25 protein-coding genes and 2 tRNA genes are annotated in these 25186 nt (G+C 56.4%); 18 read left to right on the top strand and 9 right to left on the bottom strand.

What is annotated here, in order from left to right:
* The first annotated feature begins 94 nt into the window (after nt 1–94).
* Nucleotides 95–388: a hypothetical protein gene (locus tag ACO0LO_RS03485; protein ID WP_422962782.1), complete on the top strand. Its 294-nt coding sequence runs from the start codon at nt 95–97 to the stop codon at nt 386–388.
* Between the two features lie 92 nt (nt 389–480).
* Entirely contained in the window at nt 481–930 is a 450-nt protein-coding gene (locus ACO0LO_RS03480; protein ID WP_422962781.1) for a thioesterase family protein, read from the top strand.
* Between the two features lie 15 nt (nt 931–945).
* Here the strand turns inward: ACO0LO_RS03480 and ACO0LO_RS03475 are convergent, their stop codons facing one another.
* The gene (locus tag ACO0LO_RS03475; protein WP_422962780.1) at nt 946–1839 is read right to left on the bottom strand and encodes a DUF3421 domain-containing protein; all 894 of its coding nucleotides are present in this window, start codon (nt 1837–1839) and stop codon (nt 946–948) included.
* 323 nt (nt 1840–2162) lie between these two features.
* Here ACO0LO_RS03475 and ACO0LO_RS03470 point away from each other — a divergent pair, with 323 nt between their 5' ends.
* Together ACO0LO_RS03470 and ACO0LO_RS03465 are read left to right on the top strand one after the other, a co-directional pair.
* The gene (locus ACO0LO_RS03470) at nt 2163–2540 is read left to right on the top strand and encodes a hypothetical protein (RefSeq protein WP_422962779.1); all 378 of its coding nucleotides are present in this window, start codon (nt 2163–2165) and stop codon (nt 2538–2540) included.
* Nucleotides 2541–2653: 113 nt separating this feature from the next.
* Entirely contained in the window at nt 2654–2902 is a 249-nt protein-coding gene (locus tag ACO0LO_RS03465; RefSeq protein ID WP_422962778.1) for a hypothetical protein, read from the top strand.
* A 72-nt stretch (nt 2903–2974) separates the two neighbouring features.
* Here the strand turns inward: ACO0LO_RS03465 and ACO0LO_RS03460 are convergent, their stop codons facing one another.
* Nucleotides 2975–3154, bottom strand: coding sequence for a hypothetical protein (locus ACO0LO_RS03460; RefSeq protein ID WP_422962777.1), 180 nt, complete (start codon nt 3152–3154; stop codon nt 2975–2977).
* A gap of 237 nt (nt 3155–3391) precedes the next feature.
* On the opposite strand from ACO0LO_RS03460, the gene ACO0LO_RS03455 reads away from it, so the two are divergent.
* Complete coding sequence (locus ACO0LO_RS03455) at nt 3392–3889, top strand: hypothetical protein (protein WP_422962776.1); 498 nt, start codon at nt 3392–3394, stop codon at nt 3887–3889.
* 116 nt (nt 3890–4005) lie between these two features.
* On the top strand, nt 4006–4233 hold the full coding sequence (locus ACO0LO_RS03450; protein ID WP_422962775.1) for a hypothetical protein: 228 nt from the start codon (nt 4006–4008) through the stop codon (nt 4231–4233).
* Nucleotides 4234–4284: 51 nt separating this feature from the next.
* Here ACO0LO_RS03450 and ACO0LO_RS03445 read toward each other — a convergent pair whose 3' ends face one another.
* The gene (locus ACO0LO_RS03445) at nt 4285–4563 is read right to left on the bottom strand and encodes a hypothetical protein (protein ID WP_422962774.1); all 279 of its coding nucleotides are present in this window, start codon (nt 4561–4563) and stop codon (nt 4285–4287) included.
* Nucleotides 4564–4816: 253 nt separating this feature from the next.
* Complete coding sequence (locus ACO0LO_RS03440) at nt 4817–6061, bottom strand: branched-chain amino acid ABC transporter substrate-binding protein (RefSeq protein ID WP_422962773.1); 1245 nt, start codon at nt 6059–6061, stop codon at nt 4817–4819.
* Between the two features lie 311 nt (nt 6062–6372).
* On the opposite strand from ACO0LO_RS03440, the gene nadA reads away from it, so the two are divergent.
* Nucleotides 6373–7512 (top strand): quinolinate synthase NadA, encoded by a 1140-nt coding sequence (gene nadA, locus ACO0LO_RS03435; protein ID WP_422962772.1) that lies wholly within the window; start codon nt 6373–6375, stop codon nt 7510–7512.
* Entirely contained in the window at nt 7509–8396 is an 888-nt protein-coding gene (gene nadC, locus ACO0LO_RS03430) for a carboxylating nicotinate-nucleotide diphosphorylase (protein WP_422962771.1), read from the top strand. The genes nadA and nadC overlap by 4 nt, the downstream gene beginning before the upstream one ends.
* A gap of 217 nt (nt 8397–8613) precedes the next feature.
* Here nadC and nadB read toward each other — a convergent pair whose 3' ends face one another.
* Together nadB and purT are read right to left on the bottom strand one after the other, a co-directional pair.
* The gene (nadB, locus tag ACO0LO_RS03425) at nt 8614–10218 is read right to left on the bottom strand and encodes an L-aspartate oxidase (RefSeq protein ID WP_422962828.1); all 1605 of its coding nucleotides are present in this window, start codon (nt 10216–10218) and stop codon (nt 8614–8616) included.
* A gap of 836 nt (nt 10219–11054) precedes the next feature.
* Entirely contained in the window at nt 11055–12269 is a 1215-nt protein-coding gene (purT, locus tag ACO0LO_RS03420; protein ID WP_422962770.1) for a formate-dependent phosphoribosylglycinamide formyltransferase, read from the bottom strand.
* A gap of 381 nt (nt 12270–12650) precedes the next feature.
* Here purT and ACO0LO_RS03415 point away from each other — a divergent pair, with 381 nt between their 5' ends.
* The 3 genes from ACO0LO_RS03415 to ACO0LO_RS03405 all read left to right on the top strand — a co-directional run bounded on the left by ACO0LO_RS03415 (nt 12651) and on the right by ACO0LO_RS03405 (nt 13159).
* Nucleotides 12651–12923 (top strand): HU family DNA-binding protein, encoded by a 273-nt coding sequence (locus tag ACO0LO_RS03415; RefSeq protein WP_422962769.1) that lies wholly within the window; start codon nt 12651–12653, stop codon nt 12921–12923.
* 52 nt (nt 12924–12975) lie between these two features.
* Nucleotides 12976–13051: transfer RNA gene (locus tag ACO0LO_RS03410), tRNA-Val, on the top strand.
* A gap of 31 nt (nt 13052–13082) precedes the next feature.
* Nucleotides 13083–13159, top strand: a tRNA-Asp gene (locus ACO0LO_RS03405).
* Between the two features lie 282 nt (nt 13160–13441).
* On the opposite strand, the gene ACO0LO_RS03400 is transcribed toward ACO0LO_RS03405, so the two are convergent.
* The gene (locus tag ACO0LO_RS03400) at nt 13442–14014 is read right to left on the bottom strand and encodes a TetR/AcrR family transcriptional regulator (protein ID WP_422962768.1); all 573 of its coding nucleotides are present in this window, start codon (nt 14012–14014) and stop codon (nt 13442–13444) included.
* A gap of 246 nt (nt 14015–14260) precedes the next feature.
* On the opposite strand from ACO0LO_RS03400, the gene ACO0LO_RS03395 reads away from it, so the two are divergent.
* Nucleotides 14261–14701 carry a tautomerase family protein gene (locus ACO0LO_RS03395; protein ID WP_422962767.1) on the top strand — a complete coding sequence of 147 codons (441 nt, stop codon included), beginning with the start codon at nt 14261–14263 and terminating at the stop codon, nt 14699–14701.
* 113 nt (nt 14702–14814) lie between these two features.
* Here ACO0LO_RS03395 and ACO0LO_RS03390 read toward each other — a convergent pair whose 3' ends face one another.
* Nucleotides 14815–16902 carry a S46 family peptidase gene (locus tag ACO0LO_RS03390; protein WP_422962766.1) on the bottom strand — a complete coding sequence of 696 codons (2088 nt, stop codon included), beginning with the start codon at nt 16900–16902 and terminating at the stop codon, nt 14815–14817.
* 540 nt (nt 16903–17442) lie between these two features.
* Here ACO0LO_RS03390 and ACO0LO_RS03385 point away from each other — a divergent pair.
* From ACO0LO_RS03385 to ACO0LO_RS03375, 3 genes are all read left to right on the top strand, one after another.
* Nucleotides 17443–19365, top strand: coding sequence for a SurA N-terminal domain-containing protein (locus ACO0LO_RS03385; protein ID WP_422962765.1), 1923 nt, complete (start codon nt 17443–17445; stop codon nt 19363–19365).
* A gap of 217 nt (nt 19366–19582) precedes the next feature.
* Nucleotides 19583–20461, top strand: a complete 879-nt coding sequence (locus tag ACO0LO_RS03380) for an ABC transporter ATP-binding protein (RefSeq protein WP_422962764.1) — start codon at nt 19583–19585, stop codon at nt 20459–20461.
* Nucleotides 20458–22032, top strand: a complete 1575-nt coding sequence (locus tag ACO0LO_RS03375) for a hypothetical protein (protein ID WP_422962763.1) — start codon at nt 20458–20460, stop codon at nt 22030–22032. The genes ACO0LO_RS03380 and ACO0LO_RS03375 overlap by 4 nt, the downstream gene beginning before the upstream one ends.
* 68 nt (nt 22033–22100) lie before the next feature.
* On the opposite strand, the gene ACO0LO_RS03370 is transcribed toward ACO0LO_RS03375, so the two are convergent.
* Nucleotides 22101–22556, bottom strand: a complete 456-nt coding sequence (locus tag ACO0LO_RS03370) for an Hsp20 family protein (RefSeq protein ID WP_422962762.1) — start codon at nt 22554–22556, stop codon at nt 22101–22103.
* A gap of 311 nt (nt 22557–22867) precedes the next feature.
* On the opposite strand from ACO0LO_RS03370, the gene ACO0LO_RS03365 reads away from it, so the two are divergent.
* Genes ACO0LO_RS03365 through ACO0LO_RS03355 form a run of 3 tightly spaced genes read left to right on the top strand, consistent with a single transcriptional unit; the run spans nt 22868 to nt 25153 of the window.
* A complete protein-coding gene (locus ACO0LO_RS03365) occupies nt 22868–23419 on the top strand; it encodes a thymidine kinase (protein WP_422962761.1) in 552 nt (183 codons plus the stop codon).
* Between the two features lie 39 nt (nt 23420–23458).
* Nucleotides 23459–24613, top strand: a complete 1155-nt coding sequence (locus ACO0LO_RS03360) for an MGDG synthase family glycosyltransferase (protein WP_422962760.1) — start codon at nt 23459–23461, stop codon at nt 24611–24613.
* Between the two features lie 33 nt (nt 24614–24646).
* Entirely contained in the window at nt 24647–25153 is a 507-nt protein-coding gene (locus ACO0LO_RS03355; RefSeq protein ID WP_422962759.1) for a hypothetical protein, read from the top strand.
* Nucleotides 25154–25186 lie beyond the last annotated feature (33 nt).

The raw sequence follows: 25186 nt of genomic DNA, 5'->3' as shown, positions 1-25186 counted from the left end.
ATCATCGTTTTATAACTTACTATCTACGCTTAGCCTATTTTTCCTTCCTTCTCACTTAGTTCATAATAGCCATCCCATATACCAGGAGATACCTATGACAACAACCCCAGTCGATGCCTCAGCCATCACCACGCTGGACGTACGCGATTTTTTAATCGACAAGCAAACCTCCGAATTTTGCAGCGCCTGCGGCTCAGATCAACTAAGGCTGATGGACACGTGGCCTGATGTGATGGTGAGCCTGCGTATGGACCGGTTGCATACTTCCGCGCCGAAAGTGAAGGAAGAAGTGCTGCCGGTGGCGGTCGTCGCTTGCCAGAAGTGCGGCTGCTTCCGCCTGCACGCGGTGGCTGCGATTGTGGAGTGGAAGCGCAGCAGGCCTCGGTAGGAAATGATGTTGTATGCCTGGCCGCGATAGGCTGTGCGGCTTCCAAACGATGCTAGGATAGAGGCCTGCTTTAGTTAAAACAATAAAACGATATGGCCCGCCTCAATCTTAGCTTCCCGCCCGACCAGTTCTACTATTCCACCACGCTCACCGTCCGCGTGACCGACATCAACAGTGCCAACCATCTCGGCAATGACTCGATGATTTCGATGATCTCTGAAGCGCGTGCCTTGTTCATGTTTGAATTCGGCATCGGCGAAACCGCCAGCGGCGGGCGGCTGCCGGGCATTATCGTTACTGACCTGGCGACGATGTACAAGGCGGAGGCACATGCGCGCGACCAGCTGCTGTTTGAGGTCGGCGTGATGGACTTCAACAAGTACGGTGGCGACATCATCTTTCGCATCAGCCGCCCGGCGGACAATACGCTGGTGGCGATGGCAAAGTCCGGGTTTGTCTGCTACGCGTATAAAACCGGCAAGGTCGTGCCCATGCCGGAAGAAATCTACAATAAATTCCCCCGGTTGAATTGGGTGGAATGATAGTTGGTGGAGTGGCTACAGCTGGTTGTTGACCAATACCTCGTATTGTTTGACGATGGTGGAGTCGCCACCCCAGCCTACGCTGCAACCGCCAAAATTGGCGCGGATCTTCCCGGGATGCAGGCCGCTCTGGCCCGGTACCGCTGCTCTGCACATGAACAATTCCTCTTTCACTGGAGGGATGTCCATGCCACCGAGTACTGCTCCGCTGGGGATGGCGCCATTGATGGAGTTGGCCCATCTGTAGTTCGCGGCCATCAGCACCTGGTAAGTGGCAACCTGCCTTTCTTTGCCGCCGAAGGTGACGTCGCAGCCCTGGAAGCTGTTTCTGATTTTGCCTGGATGTATGCCGCCTTCCACTTCCGCGCGGCAAATATACAGCAGGTATTTGATGCCTTTTATCGTTTCTATGCCGGCCTGATAGGCGCCATCCGGAATTGCCCCATTCTTCGCATCCGTCCATGTTCCAGAGATCTGATGCGTGGGGTGAGGGCTGTTCATTGCGACCTGGTTTGTTTGCGTATACTTTCCTGTGAACCCATCGACGAATTGCTGCCAGCGACCGGTCGTCTGCACGGGAGTCTGCGTTGGTAATTCTTGTGCATGGGCTTCGCTGATAAAAAAGGATGCGATGGCGGCGATGGGGGCACTTGCCTTTTCCGGCAGCTTCTGGGGGCTGCCAGCCACCCAATACGCAATCAGCGCCGGTGCACCTATTCCCATCTGAAATAATTTGATGGCCTTGCTTTCGTCCGCATTGAGCCATCCAACAATGCCTCCCAAGATAAACAAGGCAACATACCGCACGGTTGCTCCAAAAATATTTGTGGGAGTCAAGGTAGAAATCGCACCGTCAAACGTGGTGAGTAACAATAAAATCGGCAATAGTGCTCCCGTGCCGGCGATCAAGAATCTTTGATGTGTCAACATACATTTCCCCTGAGAATGTGCAGCGCCTATACTGCTACCTGCCACCCTGCGAAAAGGCGATACAAGTCCCTGCCTTGTAAAAAGCATTTGTAACAGCGCTCGTTATTGATTTGGCCTGCCAGAATAGTGTAAATATTGTAATTATTATCGAAAGAATAATAGGTTAACTTTTTATCAAATACAAATCTAAAAGACGGTATTTTTTTGTTTTGTTGCACATCGCAACTTGATGTCGTCAGCCAAGTACGATTGCGACTATCATGGGTGCTTGTTTCAGCCTACTCAGCCCCCTCAGAATTGCCATGGACGCCAAGACCGCACAAGTTTTCAACGACACTTACTTTCCCAAGATCAAGCAGCTGATCCTCAACAAGCTGCCGGCGACAATCGTGGCGGAAGACCTGGACGGCAAGGCGCACGAAGCCAAGGTGGTGTACCTGCACGGCGGGCCGGCGGAAAACAGCAAATACGATTGCCCTATCGCGCTGACCATCTTTTGGAACCCGCATACCATACGCGAGCTGGTCAAACATCCGGGCAACCGCATGCGCCGCTTCGAGCGGCATATTGCGAAGTTCCTCAAAAACATAGAGACCTATACCGAGGTGGATTTTTCCACGGCATCGCAGCTGAGCCGCGAGACCCTGGGCCTTCCCGGCCCGGATTTCGACGACGAATAACACGCCGCTCAACAAGCCGCTTGCTGTCTGCGGCGGGAGCGACTGTACGCCAGCAAACAGAGCGGTTTCCCTGCCGGTGCTATCGTGGACGCTATTTCTTCAGGAGAAAAACCATGAGCAGACAGCCCGCCGAATCCTTCAAAGGCTACGACATTTTTACCATCGCCTTGCCCACCAGGGACGGCAGGTGGACGGCCACCACCGAAGTGCAGAAGCAAGGCGCAGACGGACTGGAAACCTGGCAGCACTTCACCGGCCCGTTTGAGGCCGCCACCGATGCCGATGCGCGCAATGCGGCCTTGCATGAGGCAGAGCGCAAGATTGTGGATATCATTGCCAACCCTGTTGGCGGTGACCGGTAAGACCTGCAACACCATCCCGGCAGCCATAAAAAAACCCGCGCGAGGCGGGTTAAAGAGGGTGCTGCAGGGGAATCAATATGAACTGTCGGGCTCAGGGTGGATGGCATGTTCCACCATCTCGGCATACAGGTTCAGCAACGCATCGTCTGCATAGGCTTCTTCAGAGTCGGGGTCCTTGGCAAGCGCCTCAGGAACGACGCTTTTTCTCCATGCGTCAGGGTCCGGCTTTTCGGTTTTTTCTGAGCTGGCCATAGTTGCGTTGCTTTCAAAATCAGTAGATCTATATTACTGCGCTACGGCAAAAAATTTAACGCCAGAAATTCCCGTTTGGATGTAGGAAGAATCTTACGTTTGTTGAATGGTGGCTGTCCTGGCCGATGAGCTGTTTCGCCTGTGTCCAATTGCCGGCAGGTATAATGCTGGGTTTGTGGATGCGGCGCTACGCACATCCACATGTCAGTTCAACAAGCTAACAAGAGAGTTCACGGTATGGTCGGGAAAGACTCGTTTGCTGCGACAATGATGTCGCTGCTGCAAGAGAAGTTAAAAACGCTGTTCGTCAGCCGCGCGCAACGCAAGAAAGAGGCGGACGAGTATGCCGCCGTATGCGTGGAAGCCTGGCGCATCGCGCGCGATACGGCGGCCGAACTCAGGCAGCTTGCCGGCCAGTGCCGCGCGGCGCTGGAGGGCGGCAGCTTTGCCTATGATTCCGCCAAGGTGGCGGCCATCCGCGACGCCATTACTACGCTGAAGGGTAAGAACTGCCCGCCGGAACTGAAGCTGACGATCAGTGACCTGGAGGCGATGATTGCGTGGAGCACTTTGTGCGAGCAGAAGATGTCTGCCCCGGCAGTCAGCGCAGCGGATCGCGGCGCCGCCGTTGCGGAAGCGGAAGAGAAACGCTCGCATGCCGAACAGGTAGAGGCGCAACTGGTAGTGAATGCACGTCTGGCTACCGCCGAGGCGGATAAGTTCGTCGGCTGGTAGATGCCGGCACACGCCGGCTTTACCGGCGCGTGCAAATGCGCGTGCTGCAAAACGAACTGTAAAAAATGCTGATGTTCGCTCCGTGATAAGATTTTCAAAACACTACGGAGGCGTTTATGCGGACAGAGCAGATCAAGGGGCATGATATCGAGGTGTCCGGCGTGCGGGTTGCCAACAGCCCGAACTGGACTGCGCATCTCACCATCTACGGCGCGGGCACCAATCCCATGCACCGCAATAATATCTTTCCTTGCCAGCAGGTGTGCGTGGAGGAAGTGTTCAACAGCGAGCAGGCAGCGCAGGAAGCGGCGCTAACGGTCGCAAAGGGCATGCTGAAGTCTTGATTGAAAAAGAGCCGGCATGCATGCCCGCTCTTTGTCCGGTGGCTGGAAACGCTATTTCTTTATCTTGCGGTGCCGGTCTGCCGATTCGCGCAATATTGTGTAATTCCAGTCGTAGATATTGGCATCGCCGCCGGTGGCGGTGGTCACGCGGAAAACATCCCGGTCTTCTTTTTGCCGCTGGCCCTTGGCTTCAAACTTCTGTGCCGCATCGCGGTGGTCGTAGACATCCAGATCAACTTCATTGCCTTCCAGTGCGGACGGGGACAATACCGCCAGAATGGTTTTCGGCGTGAACTCGACTACATAGGTCGGGGGTTTTAATAAGCTCATGATTTCCTCGTTCGCTGGTAATGCTTTTGGGAGGCATGGACAAGTGCAAGGCAAGGTACTCGTCCTGCTGAACTATTCTACGCCGCGCATGCCGGGCTGGAATAATTAATTGGACGCCTGTGGAAGCCGCGCCCGTTGAAGCGCCGAAGAAGCTTGATAATAAAATAACCGGGGCTTCCGGCGGATTGCGGCAGCAGGCCGATGGCCGCTGCCGCTCCCTTGCAAGACGCCCCTTGCGCAGTGCTTTCCCCGCTTAAGAAGCAGGGCGCTTCATCTGGCAGGACGTTGGCTGGCTTGCCACAAAGGCATCGATCTTTTGTGTTGTTTTCCAGCCATAGCCGGTGTTTTCCTGATCGTACTTCACGTCCTTGCCGTTGGTCTTGGTCCAGGTGGTGATGTAGATGGGCTGCTGCGCCTGGTGATCGGATTTGCGCATTTCCACTTCTCCGTTCAGGCTTTTCACTTTCATGCCTTCCATCGCAAACGCGGTTTTAACCGGATCGGTAGAGCCGGTATCCTTGATGGCCTTGGACAGCATGGCGATAACGCTGTGGCTGGACATCAGCCAGTAGTCTTCGTTGTATTTTTTCTTGAAGGCTTCAGCAATCTCGTGGCCGGCATAGGTCTCGTTGTTGATGTTCCAGTTGCTGACGTTTTTGACGCGGTCCACGCCGGCAGCGCCCATCGCGGTCGGTACGCCGGTGGTGTAGGCGGTATAGGTGTAGAAATTGGCCTTGAGGTCGGCATCCTTGGCCGCCTTGATCAGCAGCGCCAGGTCATTGCCCCAGTTGCCGGTGATGACGGAATCGGCGCCTGCCGCCTTGATTTTGGCAACGTAAGGCGAGAAGTCCTTGACGGTGGCGATAGGGTGCAGGTCATCGCCGACGATCTGGATATCAGGCCGTTTGCGCTTCAGGTAATCCTTGGCCGCGCGGCTGACCTGGTGGCCCAGTGCGTAATTCTGGCCGATGATATACACCTTCTTGATGCCCTGGTCTTTGGCCATGAAGCTGGTCAGCGCTTCCATGCGCATGTCGGAATTGGGTTCAAAGCGAAAGTGCCAGAAGCTGCACCTGGCATTGGTCAGGTCCGGGTCCAGCGCCGCAAAATCCAGGAACACCAGTTCCTTGCCGGGATTGCGTTCATTGTATTTGTTGATGCCTTCTATCAGCGCAAACGCCACGCCGGAACCACCGCCCTGGGTGACATAGCGGTAGCCCTGGTCGATGGCGTTCTTGAGCTGCGTGGCGGAATCCTGCGGGCTGCCCTTGCCGTCAAAGCCGACCACTTCTATGGTGTTGTTGCCGGCCCACTTTTGCTGGTTTGCCAGATCGGCAACCATCTGGAAGTTTTTAAGGGCCGTCTGGCCGGGTGGGGCAAATGCGCCGGACAGCGCATCGATAAACGCGATTTTGACAGTCTCGGCCTGTGCCTGGCCTGCAAGGCCCAGCGCAGTAAAGGACAGTACGGTGCTTATTTTTTTCAAACGATGTTTCATTCGGGTGTCTCCATTCATTTTATAAGATTTATAAACCGATAAACATATTCGACAGCATTGCCACATTTTTAAGCGACGTATTGAATATATCGCAAGGAAAGTGAATTCACTAGCAATTTCCTCCTGAGCGTGGCTGCTGTATCATCCTTGCCTGTGTATAAATAAAGCCTTGGCGCCGGCCAGCCCCTCTGTGAGGAAGCCTTAGCTGAGGTACACTTTCAGAACTTTAATTTTTTAGGCAACAAACGCCCGCATGCGCTGCAGATCCGGCAATCCATGCAAGCGAAGGGCGTTTAAGACCCCATAGAATCATGCAGACCGAAGCTACCAAAGTTGTAGAATTTGAACGCCCGCAAATGGACAGCGGCACCAGCTGCGTCGCCAATGCCTGGGCCAAGGTTCCCGTCGTTTCCACTGCGGTGGAAAAAGAAGCGCTGAAGCTGCGCATCAAGCAACTGCTGCGCGAACAGAATGCGGTGCTGGTGGCCCACTATTATGTGGATGCCGATATCCAGGACCTGGCGGAAGAAACCGGCGGCTGCGTTTCCGATTCGCTGGAAATGGCGCGCTTCGGCCGCGATCATCCGGCCAAGACGCTGGTCGTCGCCGGTGTGCGCTTCATGGGTGAGACGGCAAAAATCCTCAGCCCCGAAAAACGCATTCTTATGCCGGACCTGGACGCCACCTGTTCGCTGGACCTGGGCTGCCCGGCCGATGAATTCAGTGCGTTTTGCGATGCGCATCCTGACCGCACCGTGGTCGTGTATGCGAACACCAGCGCCGCCGTCAAGGCGCGCGCCGACTGGATGGTGACTTCCAGTATCGGCCTGGACATCGTCGCCGAACTGCATGCGCAAGGCAAAAAAATCCTGTGGGCGCCGGACAAGCACCTGGGCGCCTACATCCAGAAGCAGACCGGCGCCGATATGCTGCTGTGGCAGGGTTCCTGCCTCGTGCACGACGAATTCAAGTCGATAGAACTGGAAACGCTGAAGGAAGAATATCCGAACGCCAAGGTGCTGGTGCATCCGGAATCGCCGGCCTCGGTCGTCGCGCTGGCGGATGTGGTCGGTTCCACCACGCAGATGATCAACGCGGCCAAGAACATGGACGCGAAGGAATTCATCGTCGCAACCGATAACGGTATCCTGCACAAGATGCAGATGGCGGCGCCGGACAAGAAATTCATCGTCGCACCGACTGCCGGCAACAGCGCCACCTGCAAGAGCTGCGCGCATTGCCCATGGATGGCGATGAACAGCCTGGTCAATCTGGCGCAGGTGCTGGAGAGCGGCGCCAATGAAATCCATGTCGACCCTGAAACCGGCAAGAAGGCAACGGTCTGCATAGACCGCATGCTGGATTTTGCGGCACAGAAAAAAGCCAATGTGCGCCCCAGCGGCGACCTGGCGCAAGAACAAAAACTGTTTTCCGGTATAGGCCCTGCATGAGTACTAACAATCAAGATTTCACCTCCACGCTGACCAATCCGTTTGCTCCTTTCGATGCGCCGCTGGTTGCGGCGTTTGAACGCAATATTGCCGATGCGCTGGCGGAAGATGTGGGTAGCGGCGACCTCACCGGCAAGCTGGTGCCTGCGGACGAATGGGTGAACGCCCAGGTTATCGTGCGCGAGCAGGCCGTGCTGTGCGGCGCTCCGTGGTTCGAGGCGGTGATGAAGCGTATGGACTCCGGTATCCGTATCCACTGGCACTATGCAGAGGGCGCGCTGATGGCGGCCGACACGGTGGTGTGCAAGATAGAAGCGCCCGCGCGCGCCTTGCTGACCGCGGAACGCAATTCACTGAACTTCCTGCAACTGCTGTCCGGCGTCGCCAGCGCCACGCGCCGCTATGTGCAGATCATAGAAGGCACCCGCGCCGCCATCCTGGACACCCGCAAGACCATGCCGGGTTTGCGGCTGGCGCAAAAATACGCAGTGCGCGTAGGCGGCGGCAAGAACCAGCGCCTGGCCTTGTATGACGGCATCCTGATCAAGGAAAACCACATCGCCGCCGCGGGTGGCGTCACCGCCGCGATGCAGGCCGCGCTGGCCCTGAATGCCGGCGTCAGCATACAGATAGAGGTAGAGAATCTGAAAGAGCTGGACGACGCGCTGCAAGCCGGCGCTACTTCCGTGCTACTGGATAATTTCACGACGGACATGATGCGCGAAGCGGTAGCGCTGACCGCAGGGCGCGCGGTACTGGAAGCCTCGGGCGGCGTCGATGCGACAACGGTCAGGGCAATTGCCGAGACAGGCGTGGACAGGATATCGATAGGCAGCCTGACCAAGGATGTGAAGGCGACGGATTTTTCCTTGCGCATTGTGTAATGCTTACCTTGAGGCCCGTAGGGTGTGATAGCGAGGCGTATCGCACCATAGGCCCTCAAAAAATACGCTACTTGTTTCGACGAATATTGAAGATTCGTAGCTAGTGGTGCGATACGCTTCGCTACCACACCCTACGCATCGTTATGCCAATCGTTGATCGTCCCTGAAAAAAAGAGCGCCTCGAAAATTCCGGGCGCTCTTTTGTTTTTGTCTTGCCTTATTTCTTCCGCTTTGGCGACAGCACCGTTGCCAGTGCCTTGGGCAAGGTATCCGGGTAATCGCGGCTGAAGTGCAGGCCGCGGCTTTCGCGGCGGGACAGTGCACTGTTGACGATCAGCGATGCGACTTCCACCAGGTTGCGCAGTTCCAGCAGGTTGTTGGAAATGCGGAAATTGGCGTAGTACTCGTCTATCTCTTCCTTCAGCAGGCGTATGCGGTGCTTGGCCCTTTCCAGGCGTTTGGTCGTACGCACGATGCCGACGTAGTTCCACATGAAGCGGCGCAACTCATCCCAGTTGTGGGCGATGACGACTTCTTCATCCGCATCCGACACGCGGCTTTCATCCCAGGAGGGCAGCTTGCGGGATTCGACATGCGGCTGGCTCTCTATATGCTGTGCCGCAGCCTTGCCGACCACCAGGCATTCCAGCAGCGAATTGCTGGCCAGGCGGTTGGCGCCGTGCAGGCCGGTGTAGGCGGTTTCCCCTACCGCATACAGGCCGGGCAGATCGGTCCTGCCGGTGGTGTCGGTAACGATGCCGCCGCAGGTGAAATGCACCGCAGGCACCACAGGGATAGCCTGCTTGGTGATGTCTATGCCCAGCTCCAGGCATTTGGCGTAGATGGTGGGGAAATGCTCTTTCAGGAATTCCGGCGACTGGTGGCTGATGTCCAGTTCCACATAATCCAGGCCGCGTTTTTTCATTTCAAAGTCGATGGCGCGGGCGACCACATCGCGCGGCGCCAGTTCCATCCTGTCGTCATGCGCAGCCATGAAACGAGTGCCTGCCGCATTGCCTGCTTCGGCCGGCAATTTCAGCACGCCGCCTTCGCCGCGCACCGCTTCCGTGATCAGGAAGGATTTGGCGTAGGGATGATACAGGCAGGTAGGGTGGAACTGCATGAACTCCATGTTCGCTACGCGGCAACCTGCGCGCCACGCCATTGCAATGCCGTCGCCGGTGGCTGTGTCCGGGTTGGTGGTGTACAGGTACACCTTGCCGGCGCCGCCGGTGGCCATCACCGTATGCTGCGCAGCCACGGTATGCACCTTGCCGGTTTTGACGTCCTGTACATACAGGCCTTCGCAACGCGGTACGCTGGTCTGCTCGCCCAGTTTGGCGGACGTGATGACGTCGATGGCGTAGTGGTGTTCCAGCAGCGTGATGTTTGGATGCGAGCGTACTTTTTCTTCCAGCGTGACCTGCACCGCATGGCCGGTGGCGTCTGCTGCATGGATGATGCGGCGCTGGCTATGGCCGCCTTCGCGCGTCAGGTGGAAGCCCAGCTCCGCGCTGTCGTCGCGCGTGAAGGGCACGCCTTGCTCGATCAGCCAGTCTATCGCCTCGCGGCCGTGTTCGATGATGAAACGGGTAGCGCCTTCGTCGCACAATCCGCCGCCGGCGATCAGCGTGTCGGAGATATGCTGGTCATGGCTATCGCCGGAATCCAGCACCGCCGCAATCCCGCCCTGCGCCCAGTTGCTGGCGCCATCGAGCAATTCTTTCTTGGAGATGACGGCAACCTTGCGGGTCTTTGCCAGATGCAGCGCCACGGATAAACCAGCCAGGCCGCTACCTACTATTGCCACGTCGAATTTCATGTTCATATAATTTTTGATATGCATTGGCTATCGGGGACGGGGCGCTTGTTTTGTTAACATGAACGCATGTTTTTGCAGCCGTCCTGCGATGTGCCCACGGTGGGCTTGCCGAAATGATCCTAAACTATAGACTATTTTCAGCTCGGGCACTTTGATTGATATGTTTTGTCTCTTGCTTGATTGGAGCCGGGTGAGGGGTGTTTGATGATTTGCGTACGTGGAATTGCTTGGTTTTTTTGTATTTTTTAGATTGCTGACCGGGGGTAGCCCGGCGGCTACTCACTTTATTTTGCTTCGCCAAAATAAAGTAAGCAAACAAAAGGCGACCGCAAGCCTCGTCCCTTCGGGATTCCCGATTATGCGGTACAAAAAATGGGAAACGGGCGAAACTTACCTTCGGCTCAGACACACCCGTTTCTGATCCATTTTCTGTATCGCACAATCGGCGAGGCTCCAAGCGGTTTAACGTCAAGAGCAACTACAACGGCAACGTCAAAAACAGCAGCAACCAGATTCTCCTGTGTCGAATAGAACTTGTTCCGCAAAATTTGGCAGGCTTGGTGTGGATGTCGGGGGGATGTTCTTGATGCGGCGGCCGGGATTGTTGTTGACTTGCCTTTCGCTGGAGATGCAGCAAAATGTGATGGCGCTCAGCGCCATCACCCGAAGGGCAAGTCTGCGGTCGTCTTTTTTTTGCTTATTTATTCTTGGGACTGCCTAGGTGACAAAGCAAGAAAAAGTAAGTGACCGCCGCGGGCGGCCCCTGGCTTGCTTCCAAGAAGAGTAAACATGACTTTAGGGAAGACCGTGACGGCTACCCTAAAGCGTAGCCAAATTTATTTGGCTACCACCACCGGCTTCACAGTCGCCGCAGCCTGCTTGGCAATAACACGCGCAGCATCGGTATCCGCTGCCACCGCCAATGCCACCCCCATCCTGCGGCGCGCAAACGACTCAGGCTTGCCGAACAGGCGGATATCCACACCTGGGGTTTGCAGCGCTTCTGCGACGCCTTCAAAGGCAATTGCTTTCGCATCGTGCTGGCCGTAGATGACGGCGGAGGCTGCGGGGGTTTTCAGGGCGACATTGACGGGCAAGCCGAGGATGGCCTTGGCGTGCAGTTCGAATTCGTTCTGTACCTGGCTTGCCATTGTCACCATGCCGGTGTCGTGCGGGCGGGGGCTGACTTCGGAGAACCAGACCATGTCGTCCTTGACGAACAGTTCCACGCCGAACAGGCCGAGGCCGCCGAGGTCGTCGGTCACTTTCTTGGCGATGTCGCGTGCGCGTTCCAGCGCCTTGCTGTGCATTGCCTGCGGCTGCCAGGATTCTACGTAGTCGCCTTGCACCTGTACATGGCCTATCGGGTCGCAGAAATGGGTTTCCACCTGGCCGTCCTTGCCGATGGCGCGCACGGTCAATTGAGTGATTTCATAGTCGAAATCGATGAAGCCTTCGACGATGACGCGGCCGGAGTTGACGCGGCCGCCGGCAGCGGCGTAGTTCCACGCGGCTTCCACTTCGTCGGCGCTGTCGATCTTGGACTGGCCCTTGCCTGACGAGGACATCACCGGCTTGATGATGTTGGGGAAGCCGATTTCGGCGCAGGCAGTCTTCAGTTCGTCCAGGCTATCGGCAAAGCGGTAGGGGGAGGTCGGTAGCGACAGCGTTTCGGCGGCCAGGCGGCGGATTCCTTCCCGGTTCATCGTCAGCCAGGCGGCGCGTGCTGTAGGTATGACACGGACCTTGCCGGCATTTTCCAGCTCTACCAGCATCGGCGTGGCGATCGCTTCTATCTCGGGTACGACCAGGTCGGGCTGTTCCAGCTCGATCAGCTTTGCCAGTGCGGCGCCGTCCGTCATGTCGATGACATGGGCGCGGTGCGCTACCTGGTGGCCGGGGGCGTTTTCATAGCGGTCCACCGCGATGACTTCAACGCCCAGGCGCTGCAGTGAAATAATCACTTCCTTGCCTAATTCGCCGGAGCCCAGCAGCATTACCTTGGTGGCGGTATGGGATAGCGGCGTGCCGAGTCGTTTTATCGTATTCATGGTCATTAATTTGCGTGGTTTGATGAAATCGGGATGCGCCTGCGCGGGGAAGGCGGCTGCATGGGCGGTGCAATATTCTGGAAATGCTGTATTTCAGCGCGAGCCGGTACAGGATTTTACTTCAGTATCGAGCGGTATTGAGCCCGCAGCAGCTGGAAGTAGCCGGACGCAGGCGCTGAAATGGATAGGCGAAATTATACTTTCGATTTAATATGAAAAACCGGGATACATTGTAATGAAAGTGCGCAAAGCGCTTGACATGGGGCTTTGCCGCTTGATTTAATACTGGCTGCAGATTTTCTGCTTGCCGTGATGGATGCTCGACCAATAAAATAATCGGAAACATCGTCGCGAAGTCAAACTTGAGTGAGGGGGACGTAAGTGAATAAAACTGAATTGATCGATCACATTGCGAAAACTGCGGACATATCCAAAGCAGCATCGGCACGTGCGCTGGACGCGGTGATCGGTGCGGTAAAAACGACATTGAAGAAAAATGGCACCGTGACTTTGGTGGGTTTTGGCACCTTTTCCGTAGGTAAACGTGCCGCTCGTACAGGCCGTAATCCACGTACCGGCGATGCAATTAAGATCAAAGCCGCGAAAGTTCCTAAATTTAGGCCTGGCAAAGCTTTGAAAGATGCGGTAAACTAATGAACTTCGTGGTGCGGTGACAAGCACCACCTTGTTGTCAGTGGTATGAGTGGGGCGCTTAGCTCAGTTGGTAGAGCGGAGCCCTTACAAGGCTTAGGTCGGGAGTTCGAGCCTCTCAGCGCCCACCATTAAACTGGACAGCATAAATGCAGGATCTTAGGAGTGGTAGTTCAGCTGGTTAGAATACCGGCCTGTCACGCCGGGGGTCGCGGGTTCGAGTCCCGTCCACTCCGCCAAGAATACAAATGCCCGCGCAAGCGGGCGTTTTTATTTCAGCCCGAATAAATGCCCGCTCGCGGGCATCATGCTGCGGAGGGGAGAAAGCCGCCTGCGCGGCTTTCGGCGGGAGTCGAAGGGAATCGCTTGCAAGCGATTCAGCGGCCTGCAAAATGTAGGCGAGTCCCGTCCACTCCGCCAAGAATACAAATGCCCGCGCAAGCGGGCGTTTTTATTTCAACTCGAATAAATGCCCGGTGATGCGGGCATTTATGCTCCAGCCGGCTGAATTTTCTGCGAATCTAATTTAGTTGCGCCTTCAACTCGTCGGCAGCAGATTTCAGTATTTCCCGCGACAGCTTGTCGTCATTCACTGCACGCGCCATCGATACCGCCCCTACCAATGCGGACAGCGCGGCAATCGCCTTCATTCTTTTCGATTTTTCTTTTTCACCCGGGATCAGCGCGGTCAGCAGGTCCAGGTAAGTGCCTACCTGTTGCGTATAGGCGGTACGTGCGCGTTCACTGCTGCGTGCCACGTCGGCGGCCATGGTGGTGACGGCGCAACTGTTTGCGATGCCATCACGGTGCGCGAGGCTGAGGTAGCCGTCTATGACGGCATTTAATGGGGCTTGTTTGATTTGCGCGATGGCAGCAACGGCCTGGCTGCCGTCTTGCAGTGCGCGTTCCACGGCTTCGGCCACGAGTTCTTCGCGCGAATCGAAGTGGCGGTAGAAGCCGCCGTGCGTCAGGCCGGCATCCTTCATCAGGTCGGCGACGCCGATGCCATCTACGCCTGTTTCCCTGAAGCGGTCGGCGGCGACACGCACGATGCGTTCATGGCTCTTGGCTTTGTCTGCCTTGGAATGGCCCATGCAAAAATCCTCCATTTTTGGGCTTGACAATGAGGATTATATTCGACATCATCATTCATGTGGATGATGATCGTCATGCACGATTCCATAGAGTAATGCATCGTCGCACACTATAAAAATGCCGCAGCCCGAACTAGCTCCGCTGACGGCGACAGCAGGGGAGGCAGTCATGAACTTCACCCAGCTTAGCGCAGCGACCTTCTCAGTTTCATTCTTGTTTCACCACTTATTCCAAGGAGCTCTACCATGCCGATGATCGACGTCTATGCTGCTGCAGACCTGTTTCCAGCCGGGGCTGACCGGGAATTAGGAGAAGCCCTTACCTTGGCCGTGCTGCGCGCCGAGGGAGTTGCGACTCCCGGTCCCTTTCACTTGAACAATACGGCGGTCTATCTTCATCGCATGGATGCGGCCAGGGTGCAGACCGCATCGACGGCGCAAGCGAGAACCGTACGGATACAAATCATCACGCCGCCGGGCTCCCTCAACCGGGACGGCCAGAAGCAGATCGTCAAGGAAGCGACCGAGATTGTGACCAGGATATCCGGTGATGCAAGCCAGGCCGGCCGAACCTGGGTGTTGTTGACCGAGGCGGCTGAAGGCGGCTGGGGACTGGCGGGCACCGCTTTTGGGAAAGAGGAATTTGCGGCGCTGGCAGCGAAGGCAAAGGCCGCAAGCGCAAGCTAGGCAACATCTTCCTTTTGCCGTTGGGAGTGCGCATCCCTGACGTGTGTCGCCTTCATTTGATAAAAAAGCCTTCCATTGCTTGCAGTGGAAGGCTTTTTTTGAGAGATGGACGTCTACCTTTCGGTCATTTCCTTGACCAGGTCCTTGGCATTGTAGATATTATCCAGCGCCTCCAGGATGCCGTTGCTGTGTACCGCGACGGCGCGGTTGATGCTGGGGTCGAACCAGAATGCGCCTCCCAGCGAATGGATATTACCGTCGAAGATCAGGCCGACGATTTCACCATTTTTATTGATCATGGGGCTGCCGGAGTTGCCGCCTATGATGTCATTGTCCGTGACAAAATTCAGCCGCTGCGCCTGGTTGAGCTTGCCCTTGGCGGCATGCCAGGACGATGGCAGCGCAAAGGGCTCGGCCCCGGTCTCGCGTGCAAAGGCTCCCGCAAAGTCTGTGAAGGCAGGGATTTTGCGGCCGGCCTCATTCCATCCCTTGACCTGGCCGTAGGAGAGCCTGAGGCTGAAAGTGGCATCGGGGTAGGCGCCGGTTCCCGATTGGGCAAACAGTGCCTGCGCGATCAGCTCGGTATTTTTTTGCACGACGGATTCCACTTCCTGCTCGTATTGCTTGCGGATGGCTCTTGCCTGCGCGTCGATGGAGATGGCCAGCTTGATGAAGGGATCGTCCGATTTGGCAATGGCGTCCTTGCCACCTGTCCATAGCGCCTTGCGCACGGCGGGATCGTTCAGGGTCGAGCGCTTGATCAGGTCACTGGCAAGCTGTTCCGGCGATGCAGTGCCGAGTATCTGTTTGACGAAGGCGTCATCCGGTCCCAGTTTTTCACGCATCTTGGTCAGTGCAAAGACGAGTTTGACTTTTTCAAATTCGGGATAGATAGGCGCGGTCGATAAAATCTGTTCCTCCAGCTCCGGCAGCCGCGCGTCCGAGTATTCCGGCAGGCGTTCTGCATTCGGCTTGGCCTTCTCGTCTGCGGCGCGCACCAGGTCGCGCGCATGGTAGAAGTATTCGCTCATCAAGGCACGGCCGCCTTCGATATTGCTCATGCGGACGGTCAGGGCCCGGTATTTATTTTGCGCCTTTTCTATCGCCGTCCACGCGCCGCCTGTTTTGGATTGCAGCGCTGGCTTGGAGGTGATGAACTTGCGCAATGCGTTTTCTTCGTCCTGCTTCTTTTTCATGAAGGCGGGATCAAGCAGGGTCTGCAGTTGGCCGTACAGAGCCTTGTAGCTGTTCTCCACACTGAACAGCGTGCCTTCGGCCGTACGTGCCGCCTCCGGGCTGGAAGTGCGGTACTGTTCTATCACGCCGCGTAGTTCCGCCAGCCGCAGCAGCCCGTCCACCAGCCGGATGTCGCGCAGGCTCAGCAATTGGGCGACCGTCAATTGGCGCTGCGTGGAACCGGGGTGGCCGGTCACAAAAACCAGTTCGTTCTCCTCTGCGCCGTTTTTGCTGAACGGGAAAAAGTTCTTTACCTGGGCCGGCTTGCCGTTTTCATAAACGCGCACCAGGGACATATCGAGGTTGTAGCGCGGGAACATGAAATTGTCCGGATCGCCTCCGAAGAAGGCGGCCGCTCTTTCCGGCGCCCATACCAGGCGCACGTCGGCATAGCGATGGTATTTATAGATATGGTAGCGGCCGCCATGGTACAGGTCGACCAGGTCGCAGCGCGTGGCCGATTTGTCACCGCCCACGCAGGCGGAGGTGAGCTTGGCGCGCACCGCATTCTGCGCGTCTTTATAAGCATTACCATCCAGGCCGGCGGTGGCTTTCTTCACCTGCTCGGTAACGTCCTGTATGTCTTCCAGTCGATTGACTTCCATTGCGGGACACTGCACTTCCGTTTCCCTGCTTTTGCTCAGAAAGCCGTCTGCCATGTAGTTCTTCTGGGCCGTTGATATCTGTTCTATGCACTCGGAAGCGCAATGGTGATTTGTCATCACGAGCCCGTCCTTGGAAACGAAGGAACCGGAGCAGCCCAGGGCCAGCCGCGCAGAACCGAGCATCACATTCTTGACCCATTCGCCGGTAGGCTTGTAGGCATATTGCGATTGCAGCTTCGCAAGCGGTAAATTATCCAGCGTCCACATGCCTTCCGCGGCACTGGAAAAATGCGGCAGCGTGAAGGCGAGAAGCGCAAGCGAGGAAATGAGGGCAGCTTTGAAGGAGCGGTAGTTTTTCATGTTTTACCTGATGTAAAAATCGAAAACAGGGCGCAGCCGGAAGATCCGGCATGCTGTCGCTTGTGATGGGCGGAACTGGTGCTGAAGACGTCGGACGGGGGATTTTTGCTGGAATGATGTTGTTCCCGGCGCGGCACCTTGCATATTACAAGCTCATATTAAAAACGCAATATCGAAATGCATCCGGTGGCGAGTGTTTTGACAGGTGTTGCAGGGCACGCTGCAGAGTTCTAAAAAAGAGATGCAAGACGTTGCATAAAAGATATTCTTCGTGCTGCTTTTTTGCTTTTATCAGTGTAAGAAGGCAGGAAACACTGCTAAAATCGCTGATCGTTTAGCAGTGGTAACAGAATCAACAATAAATTTCTGTTGCTTTCAATTAGTAGTGCTACTAAGTCTTTGATTGTATTGATGATTTTTCGGAGGTGAAGGCGTTTCAGCATCTTCCAGGCTCATCAAAAAATCAAAAAGGCGAACGCGAGTTCGCCTTTTTTCATATTAAGTAGCCTGAGCTTTTCCTATTATAGTGATCGGTCGAACATGTTTGAGTATATCCGTACACACCAGCGCTTGATGCAGTTCCTGTTGCTGCTCATTATTTTCCCGTCTTTCGTGGCCGGCGGCGTATTCAGCTATAAATCCTTCCAGGATGACGGCGGCGTGGCATCGGTCGGCGGCAAATCCATCTCGCGGCAAGAGTTTGACAATGCCCAGCGCGAGCAGATAGACCGTCTGCGCCAGACGTATGGCCCGCAGTTTGATACCAAGATGCTCAATACGCCGGAAGCGCGCCGGAGCATCCTGGACAACCTGATTGCCCAGCGCGCCTTGAGCGCCGAAGTCGCCAAGAATCACCTGAGCGTCACCGACCAGGTGCTGCAGCAAAATATCCTGTCCACGCCCGGCCTGGTAAAAGCCGATGGCAGCTTCGATGCAGAACGCTACAGGAGCATCCTGGCGTCGCAAGGCATGAGCACTGCGGGTTACGAACAGCGCCTGCGCCAGGATCTCGTGTACCAGCAACTGGTGAATGCCGTGCAGGGCAGCGCCTTCGTGCCGAAAACCGTTGCCACGCAGCTGTCCGCGCTCAATGAACAGGAGCGTGACGTACAGGCACTGGTATTCAGGGCTGCCGACTATACTGCCAAGGTCAAAATCACCGACGACATGCTGAAGGCGTACTACGACAAAAACCCGGCGATGTTTGAAATTCCGGAATCCATCAAGGCTGAATATGTCGTACTGAGCAGCGATGCGCTGGCGGCCCAGACCGATGTCAGCGATGCGGACGTGCAGTCGTTTTATGAGCAGAACAAAAAGAACTACACGACGGACGAACTACGCCGCGCCAGCCATATCCTGATCGAAGTGAAAAAGGATGCCAGCGACAAGGACAAGGCCGCCGCCAAAGCCAAGGCAGAAAGCCTGCTGGCGGAAGTGCGTAAAAATCCTGCCTCGTTTGCCAAGCTTGCCAAGGAAAACTCTTCCGACACCGGCTCCGCAGAGCGCGGTGGCGACCTGGATTTCTTCGGCAAGGGCGCCATGGTCAAGCCGTTTGAAGAAGCGGTCAACAAATTGAAAACCGGTGAAATCAGCGATGTCGTGCAATCCGAATTCGGCTACCACATCATCCAGCTGACTGCGATCAAACCGGCCGGCACCAAATCGCTGGAAGAAGTGAAGCCTGCCATCGTCGCGGAAGTCAAAAAGCAGAAAGCGGCCAAAGCCTACGCCGAAGCCGCAGAGACTTTCACCAACACCGTGTATGAACAGGCGGACAGCCTGAAGCCGGTTGCCGACAAGCTGAAGCTGAAAGTGGAAACGGTTTCCGGCCTGACCCGCAAACCGAATCCGGCCATCCAGCCTACGGTGCCGACGAATAACCAGAAGTTCCTGACAGCAATTTTCGGCGACTCCGCAGTGAAGAAAAAGCTGAATACCGATGCAGTCGAAGTTGCGCCAGCAACGCTGATTTCCGGTCACGTGGTGGAATATAAAGCGGCTTCCAAGCGTCCATTTGAAGAAGTGAAGGCGATGATCACTGCCACCGTCACGCAGACCGAAGCGCTGGCGATGGCCAAGAAAGAAGGCGAAGCAAAACTGCAGGCATTGAAAGCCGCCGACAGCACTGCCGGTTTTTCTGAAGCCAAGACCATCTCCCGCCTGAAGACTCAGGAAGTGCCCGGCCCGGTGGCGACGGAACTGTTCAAGGCGGATGTGCAAAAACTGCCGGCCTTCGTCGGCATGGATGCGCCGGGCAACGGCTATGCGATCTACCGCATCGGCAAGGTGAGCCCAGGTACGCCTGACGACACGCGCCGCGCAGCGGAGCGCACGCAGCTGGACAATGCGCAGGCGCAGACCGAGATGTTCTCTTATGTGGAGAACCTGAAGAAAAAAGCCAAGGTCACGATCAACCAGGCTGCGGTAGAAGCAGCCCCGGCAACTGGAGCCGAGCAGTAATCGTCGTCTAAGTTCTGCCAGAACGGCACCGGTTTCCGGTGCCGTTTTTATTTTGGCGTTCCGCTTTGCTGCGGGCGCATGGCCCCTGCATTCCATCGACTCTTTCCGCTTCCTGTGCGGTGCTTTCTGCGCTTTGTCGCAAGCCGGATGCATCTCCAGGGCCGCCATATTACATTGCCAGCATCGCCTATCCGTTGACTCTTTTCAGGGAGACAAGATGCTTGAAATGCGCCATATAGTAAAAACATTTGGAAAAAATGTTACCGCGGTCGATGATGTGTCATTGAGCTTGTCGCAGGGGGTAGTCGGCCTGATCGGACATAATGGCGCAGGCAAGACCACGCTGATGCAGATGATTGCGACACTGACACGGCCTACCGGCGGCCAAATCCTGTTCCAGGGTGTCGATATCGTCAAAAAACCGGAGGCCATCCGTCGCCGTATCGGCTACCTGCCGCAGGATTTTGGCGTCTATCCTAACTTGAGCGCCATGGAGTTCATGCAGTATTTTGCCGCGCTCAAGCATGTGCGCGATCCGGCGCGAATCCGCCATCTGCTGGAAATGGTCAATTTGCATGAACAGGCCCACAGGCCAGCCTCGACGTTCTCCGGCGGTATGCGACGCCGTCTCGGCATTGCCCAGGCGCTGTTGAACGACCCTGATATCCTGATCGTGGATGAACCTACCGCAGGCCTGGATCCCGAGGAGCGCCTGCGTTTTCGCCACCTGCTGTCCGAACTGGGTTTCAGGAAACTCGTCATCATGTCCACGCATATCGTGTCGGACGTGGAAAGCATGGCCAGCCGGCTTGCCATCATGCGGCAAGGCAAGCTGATAGCATTTGAGACACCGGACGGCATCGTGCAGCAAGCGCGCGGCAGGATATGGGCAGCCCAGGTCGGCAACGACAATTATGATGCCTTGCGCGCCAGGGTGCACGTCTTGCACGCGCAGCGCCAGGGTGGGGTAGTGAACGTACGCATAGCGCATCCGCACCTACCCTGTGACGGTGCACAGCCGGCGGAGCCCAGCCTGGAAGAAGCGCTGATGGAGCAGCGTTATGCGTTGAATCAAACGCCGGAGCTGGCGGCATGAACCGCCATGCGATAGCGGTCCTGGCGATGAACGAGGCCAGGCTGAGGCTACGCCGCGTCAGCACGCTGCTGGTGCTGCTGACGGTCATTGTGATTTTCTGGAGTATCGCCCCCAACCCCGGCATCAGCAGGTTCACGCTGATATCGGTGGAGCATGCGCGCGTTTATTACACGAGCTCAGCTTTGGCGATGGCCACTGCGAAACTGTTCGCGGTGTTTTTCGGCCTGGCGGGGTTCTACCTGCTACGCGGCCGTATGACGGAAGACCTGCGCAGCGGTGTCGGCAGTGTCATCGCGGCCTCCCGGACCGGCAACGGCCTGTTCCTGTTTGGCCGCTGGCTGGGCGGTGTCATGTATCTAGGTGCCCTCGCTGCGGCCCTGCTGGTCAATATCCTGGTTTTCCATAGCTTGCGTGGCGATGGGCCTGTGCAGCCCTGGATTTATCTGCAGACTTACCTGCTCTTCCTGGTGCCGGTGATTTTTTTTGCCGCCAGTTGTTCCATCTTGTTTGACAGTGTTGCTGCATTGATGGGCAAGGCCGGCGACGTCATCTATTTTTTCCTCTGGACACTCCAGTTTCCCTTGCTGGATCACCTCCTGGCCACTGCCGATAGCCAATTTTCTTCATGGATGATCTTCGATATCTCCGGTGCCGGAATGTCGCTCGTCATGCTGAGCATGAAACTGGGCCTACCCATTTCCGCGATTTCCAAAGGCGTCACGACCTATTCGCGGGAACTGCAAGCCATATCCTTGCCTGCTGTTTTATGGGGCGGAGCCATGCGAATGAGCCGGTGCGCGACGGCTGCCCTGGCCTTGCTGCCGCTGTTGCCGGCTGTCGTCCTGTTTCACCGTTTTTCGCCAGACAGGGTGAAGGCCGGCAGCGCGCGGCATTGGGGATCGCCTTTACGGCACATCAACCGCTGGCTGCAGCCTTTATCGCGTCTTATCGGTTTTTGGCCAAGGCTGGCGGCATCGCTGCCGGGCATCTGGGGCCAGGCGGTTGCCGATGCTGCGTTATGCCTGCTTGGTTCACCTGTTGCCATCGCCGCTCTGCTTTTATCATTGGGAGCGTCGCTGACTGTCCGTGCGGACAGTTTACCGCAGGTGCTGGTGGCGTCGATTGCTGTCTGGGGAGTGTTGATCAGCGATATCAGTGCCCGCGATTTTCAAGCGAATACGGAAGGCCTCAGCGGTGTGGCCCCGGGCGGCATGCTGCAGAGGCATCTGCGGCATGTGATGGCAGCTTGCCTGCTGGGCTTGCTGTACACGGGAGTTATTGCCGTACGCTGGCTTTTCCTTGACCCTGTGCGTGCCGCCACACTGGCGGCTGGTATCCTGAGCATCAGCGCCCTGGCCACCTTGCTGGGATGCTGTTCCCGCAGCGCGCGCGTCTTCCTGCTATTGTTTTTATTCTGGCTGTATGTCGCAAACAATGCACCTGCGGCGCCGATGCTGGATGTGGTGGGATTTAACGGCTTCGCCAACGCCAGGTCCATATTCACGCAACTGGGTATTGCTGTCGCAGCGGGCAGCATGGGCTTGTATTGCAGCCGGATTCGCTCGGGCTGAGATCGCATTTCGGCTCCGGCAACAAAAAAACGGGCAACCAGGGTTGCCCGTTTTTGCTGCGGCAAAGATCAGGCCGCTTTACGGTCCAGCAATGGCAGGTTTTCTACGCCGTCGATCAGGATCTTGCGTGGTTTCAGTGCTTCAGGCACTTCACGCACGAGTTCGATATTCAACAGGCCGTTGTCGAGCTGGGCGGCGGTCACGCGCAGGTGGTCTGCCAGCTGGAAGCTGTGCTCGAAATCACGCGCTGCGATACCGCGGTGCAGGAAGTTGCGCTGGCCTTCTTCTTTTTGCTTGCGGCCCACAATTTTCAGTGTGCTGCGTTCGGTTTCGATTTCCAGTTCGGAACGGTCAAAGCCGGCTACTGCCATCGTGATGCGATACTTGTCTTCGCTGATCAGTTCGATGTTGTAAGGAGGGTAGCTGGGCTGTGCATCGGCGCGCTGTGCATCGTTGAACAATTGGGCCAGGCGATCAAAGCCGATAGCGGAGCGATAGAGTGGGGAAAAGTCATAAGTACGCATAGTAATATCCTCGTTCATTAAGCGATATGGTTAAGGGCATGCATTGGGGGTGAATCGCGCGATTCACGCCGTTGCGGCCGTCTGGCAGACCTCGTTGAGCATCTGCTGGTACCGATATACGATCATTGAATGGCTTTTCAAGGCTTTTTTTTAAAAGAAATTTGTCATTAAATTTTCATCGCATAGCTAGTAAAATGTCATCCTGACGCGATGGGGATGGTTCCCGGAAATACAAGCCGCTCAGGCCTTGATGGCAAAATAGTAAATAAAAAAGTAAATAAAAATAGTAAAAATAGCTTGAAGGAAACTTGGTGGCAAAACTTTATTTCAGGTATTCGGCGATGAATGCCGGCAAGTCGACAGCGATGCTGCAGGTGGCGCATAACTATGAAGAACAGGGGCAGACCGTCAAGCTGTACACCGCAGCAATCGACAACCGCTACGGCGGCGGCAAGGTAACGTCACGGCTGGGGCCGCAGCGTGATGCTGAAGTATTCGATGCTTCGTTCGATTTCCAGCAGGAAGTGCCCAAGGTCAGCTGCGTGCTGATCGATGAGGCGCAGTTCCTCACATCGGCCCAGGTCAAGCAGCTGCACCAACTGGCGCAGGTCAAGGGTGTGCCCGTCATCTGCTACGGGCTGCGCAGCGACTTCATGGGCGATCCGTTTGAAGGCGCGGCTTACCTGCTGGCGCTCGCGGACGACATAGAGGAATTGAAAAATATCTGCTCCTGCGGCAAGAAGGCGACGATGAATATCCGCGTCAATGCCGAAGGCAGGCGAGTCACCGTGGGCGAGCAGATCAGCATAGGCGGCAACGACCGTTACCGACATGTATGCGGCCGCTGTTTCTACTCTTCCTGATCCTTTCCATACTGCCGCACGCTCACACTGAATAACCACATGACAAAAAAAATCCTGTTATTGAGCGTATCGGCAGGCGCCGGCCACATGCGGGCCGCAGAAGCCATCCGCGCCAGCGCCGGCACTGCAGATGTGGAAATTACCCACCTTGATGCGATGGATTTTGTGACGGCAGCTTTCCGCAAGCTCTATACCGATTTCTATATCAAGCTGGTCAACAAGGCCCCGGGACTGTGGGGCTATCTGTACAACATGACGCACGAAGCCCAGGCCGACAGCACGCTGGAAAGGCTGCGCCGGCAGCTGGAGCGCATGAACGCCAGGGCACTGATGCGCGAGATCAAGGCTTTCCGGCCTGATGCCATCATCTGCACCCATTTCCTGCCCGCCGAGATGCTGTCCCGGCTGATACGTAAGGGCGAGCTGCATTGTCCGGTGTGGGTGCAGGTCACTGACTTCGATCTGCACAGGATGTGGGTACATGAGCACATGAGCGGCTATTTCGCCGCAAACGACGAGGTTGCTTTCCGCATGCGTTCGCAGGGCATCGCAGCGGACACGGTCCACGTCACCGGCATTCCCATCATGCCCGCGTTCGGGCTGGCGCCGGACCGCGCTGCCTGCGCGCGCGAGTTCGGGCTCGATCCCCAACGCCGCACTTTCCTGCTGATGGGCGGCGGCGCCGGTGTCGGCAGCATGGATACCATTGCCGCGCGCCTGCTGAGCATAGAGGGTGATTTCCAGCTGATCGTGCTGACCGGTAAAAACACGGCCTTGCTGGCCGATTTGGCAGAGATGGCAAAGGCCTGGCCGGGCCGCTTGTTCCCGCAGGGTTTTACACGGCAGGTGGAACGCCTGATGGCCTGCGCCGACCTGGTCGTCACCAAGCCCGGCGGGCTGACCAGCTCTGAATGCCTGGCGATGGGTTTGCCGATGATCGTCAATGCGCCCATTCCAGGCCAGGAAGAGCGCAACGCGGATTTTCTGCTGGAACAGGGCGTTGCGCTGAAAGCCTTTGACGAAGTGACGCTGGAATACCGCATCCGCTACCTGCTGCAGCATCCGGCCAAGCTGGACGACATGGCCGATAAGGCCCGGCAACTGGGCCGGGCGCATGCGGCAAAAGACGTACTGGACATCGTATTGACGGGATTGACGCCAGGACTGAGAGCGTCATCCCACCCACCCGTGTAGCCACATTGAACCGCTTCATCCGCCAGGAAACCCATGAATAAACCGCATCGCTTGTTGCCTCTTATGATGACCCTGGTATGGGTCATCCTGTTGGGACTGTTCTTTGCCCAGACGGAAATACAGATAGAAGGATCGTCGGGCTGGGCCACCAGCCTGCCCACCTGGCGCATAGAAAAACACTGGCTGCTGGACATGTTCTGGGGCGGCAGGGCCATGACCGGCTACCACGCCTGGGTATTTCCCTTCATCGCGATGTTTTTCCATTTTCCGTTTTTCTTCCTGCATCAATGGACATGGAAACTGCAGGCCCGCGCACTGGCCAGCATCATGCTTTTCTGGATTACAGAAGACTTCCTGTGGTTCGTCATGAACCCCGCCTTCGGCCTGGCGCGCTTCAATCCGGTGGATGCCAGTTGGCATAAGCATTGGCTGCTCTACGCGCCTACCGACTACTGGATATTCGGCGTTATGGCGGCACTGCTGTTCTGGTTTTCTTTTAGCGGAAACGACAGGGCGTCGAACCGTAATTTCATGCGGTAGCGGACAAGGGATCCGTAAACTGCAGGGTGCGAT

This window comes from Undibacterium sp. TJN25 (assembly GCF_049339885.1).
Taxonomy (GTDB): Bacteria; Pseudomonadota; Gammaproteobacteria; order Burkholderiales; family Burkholderiaceae_D; genus Undibacterium.
The sequence above is the reverse complement of the archived record's forward strand: the minus strand, read 5'-3'. Positions and strand labels throughout refer to the sequence as shown.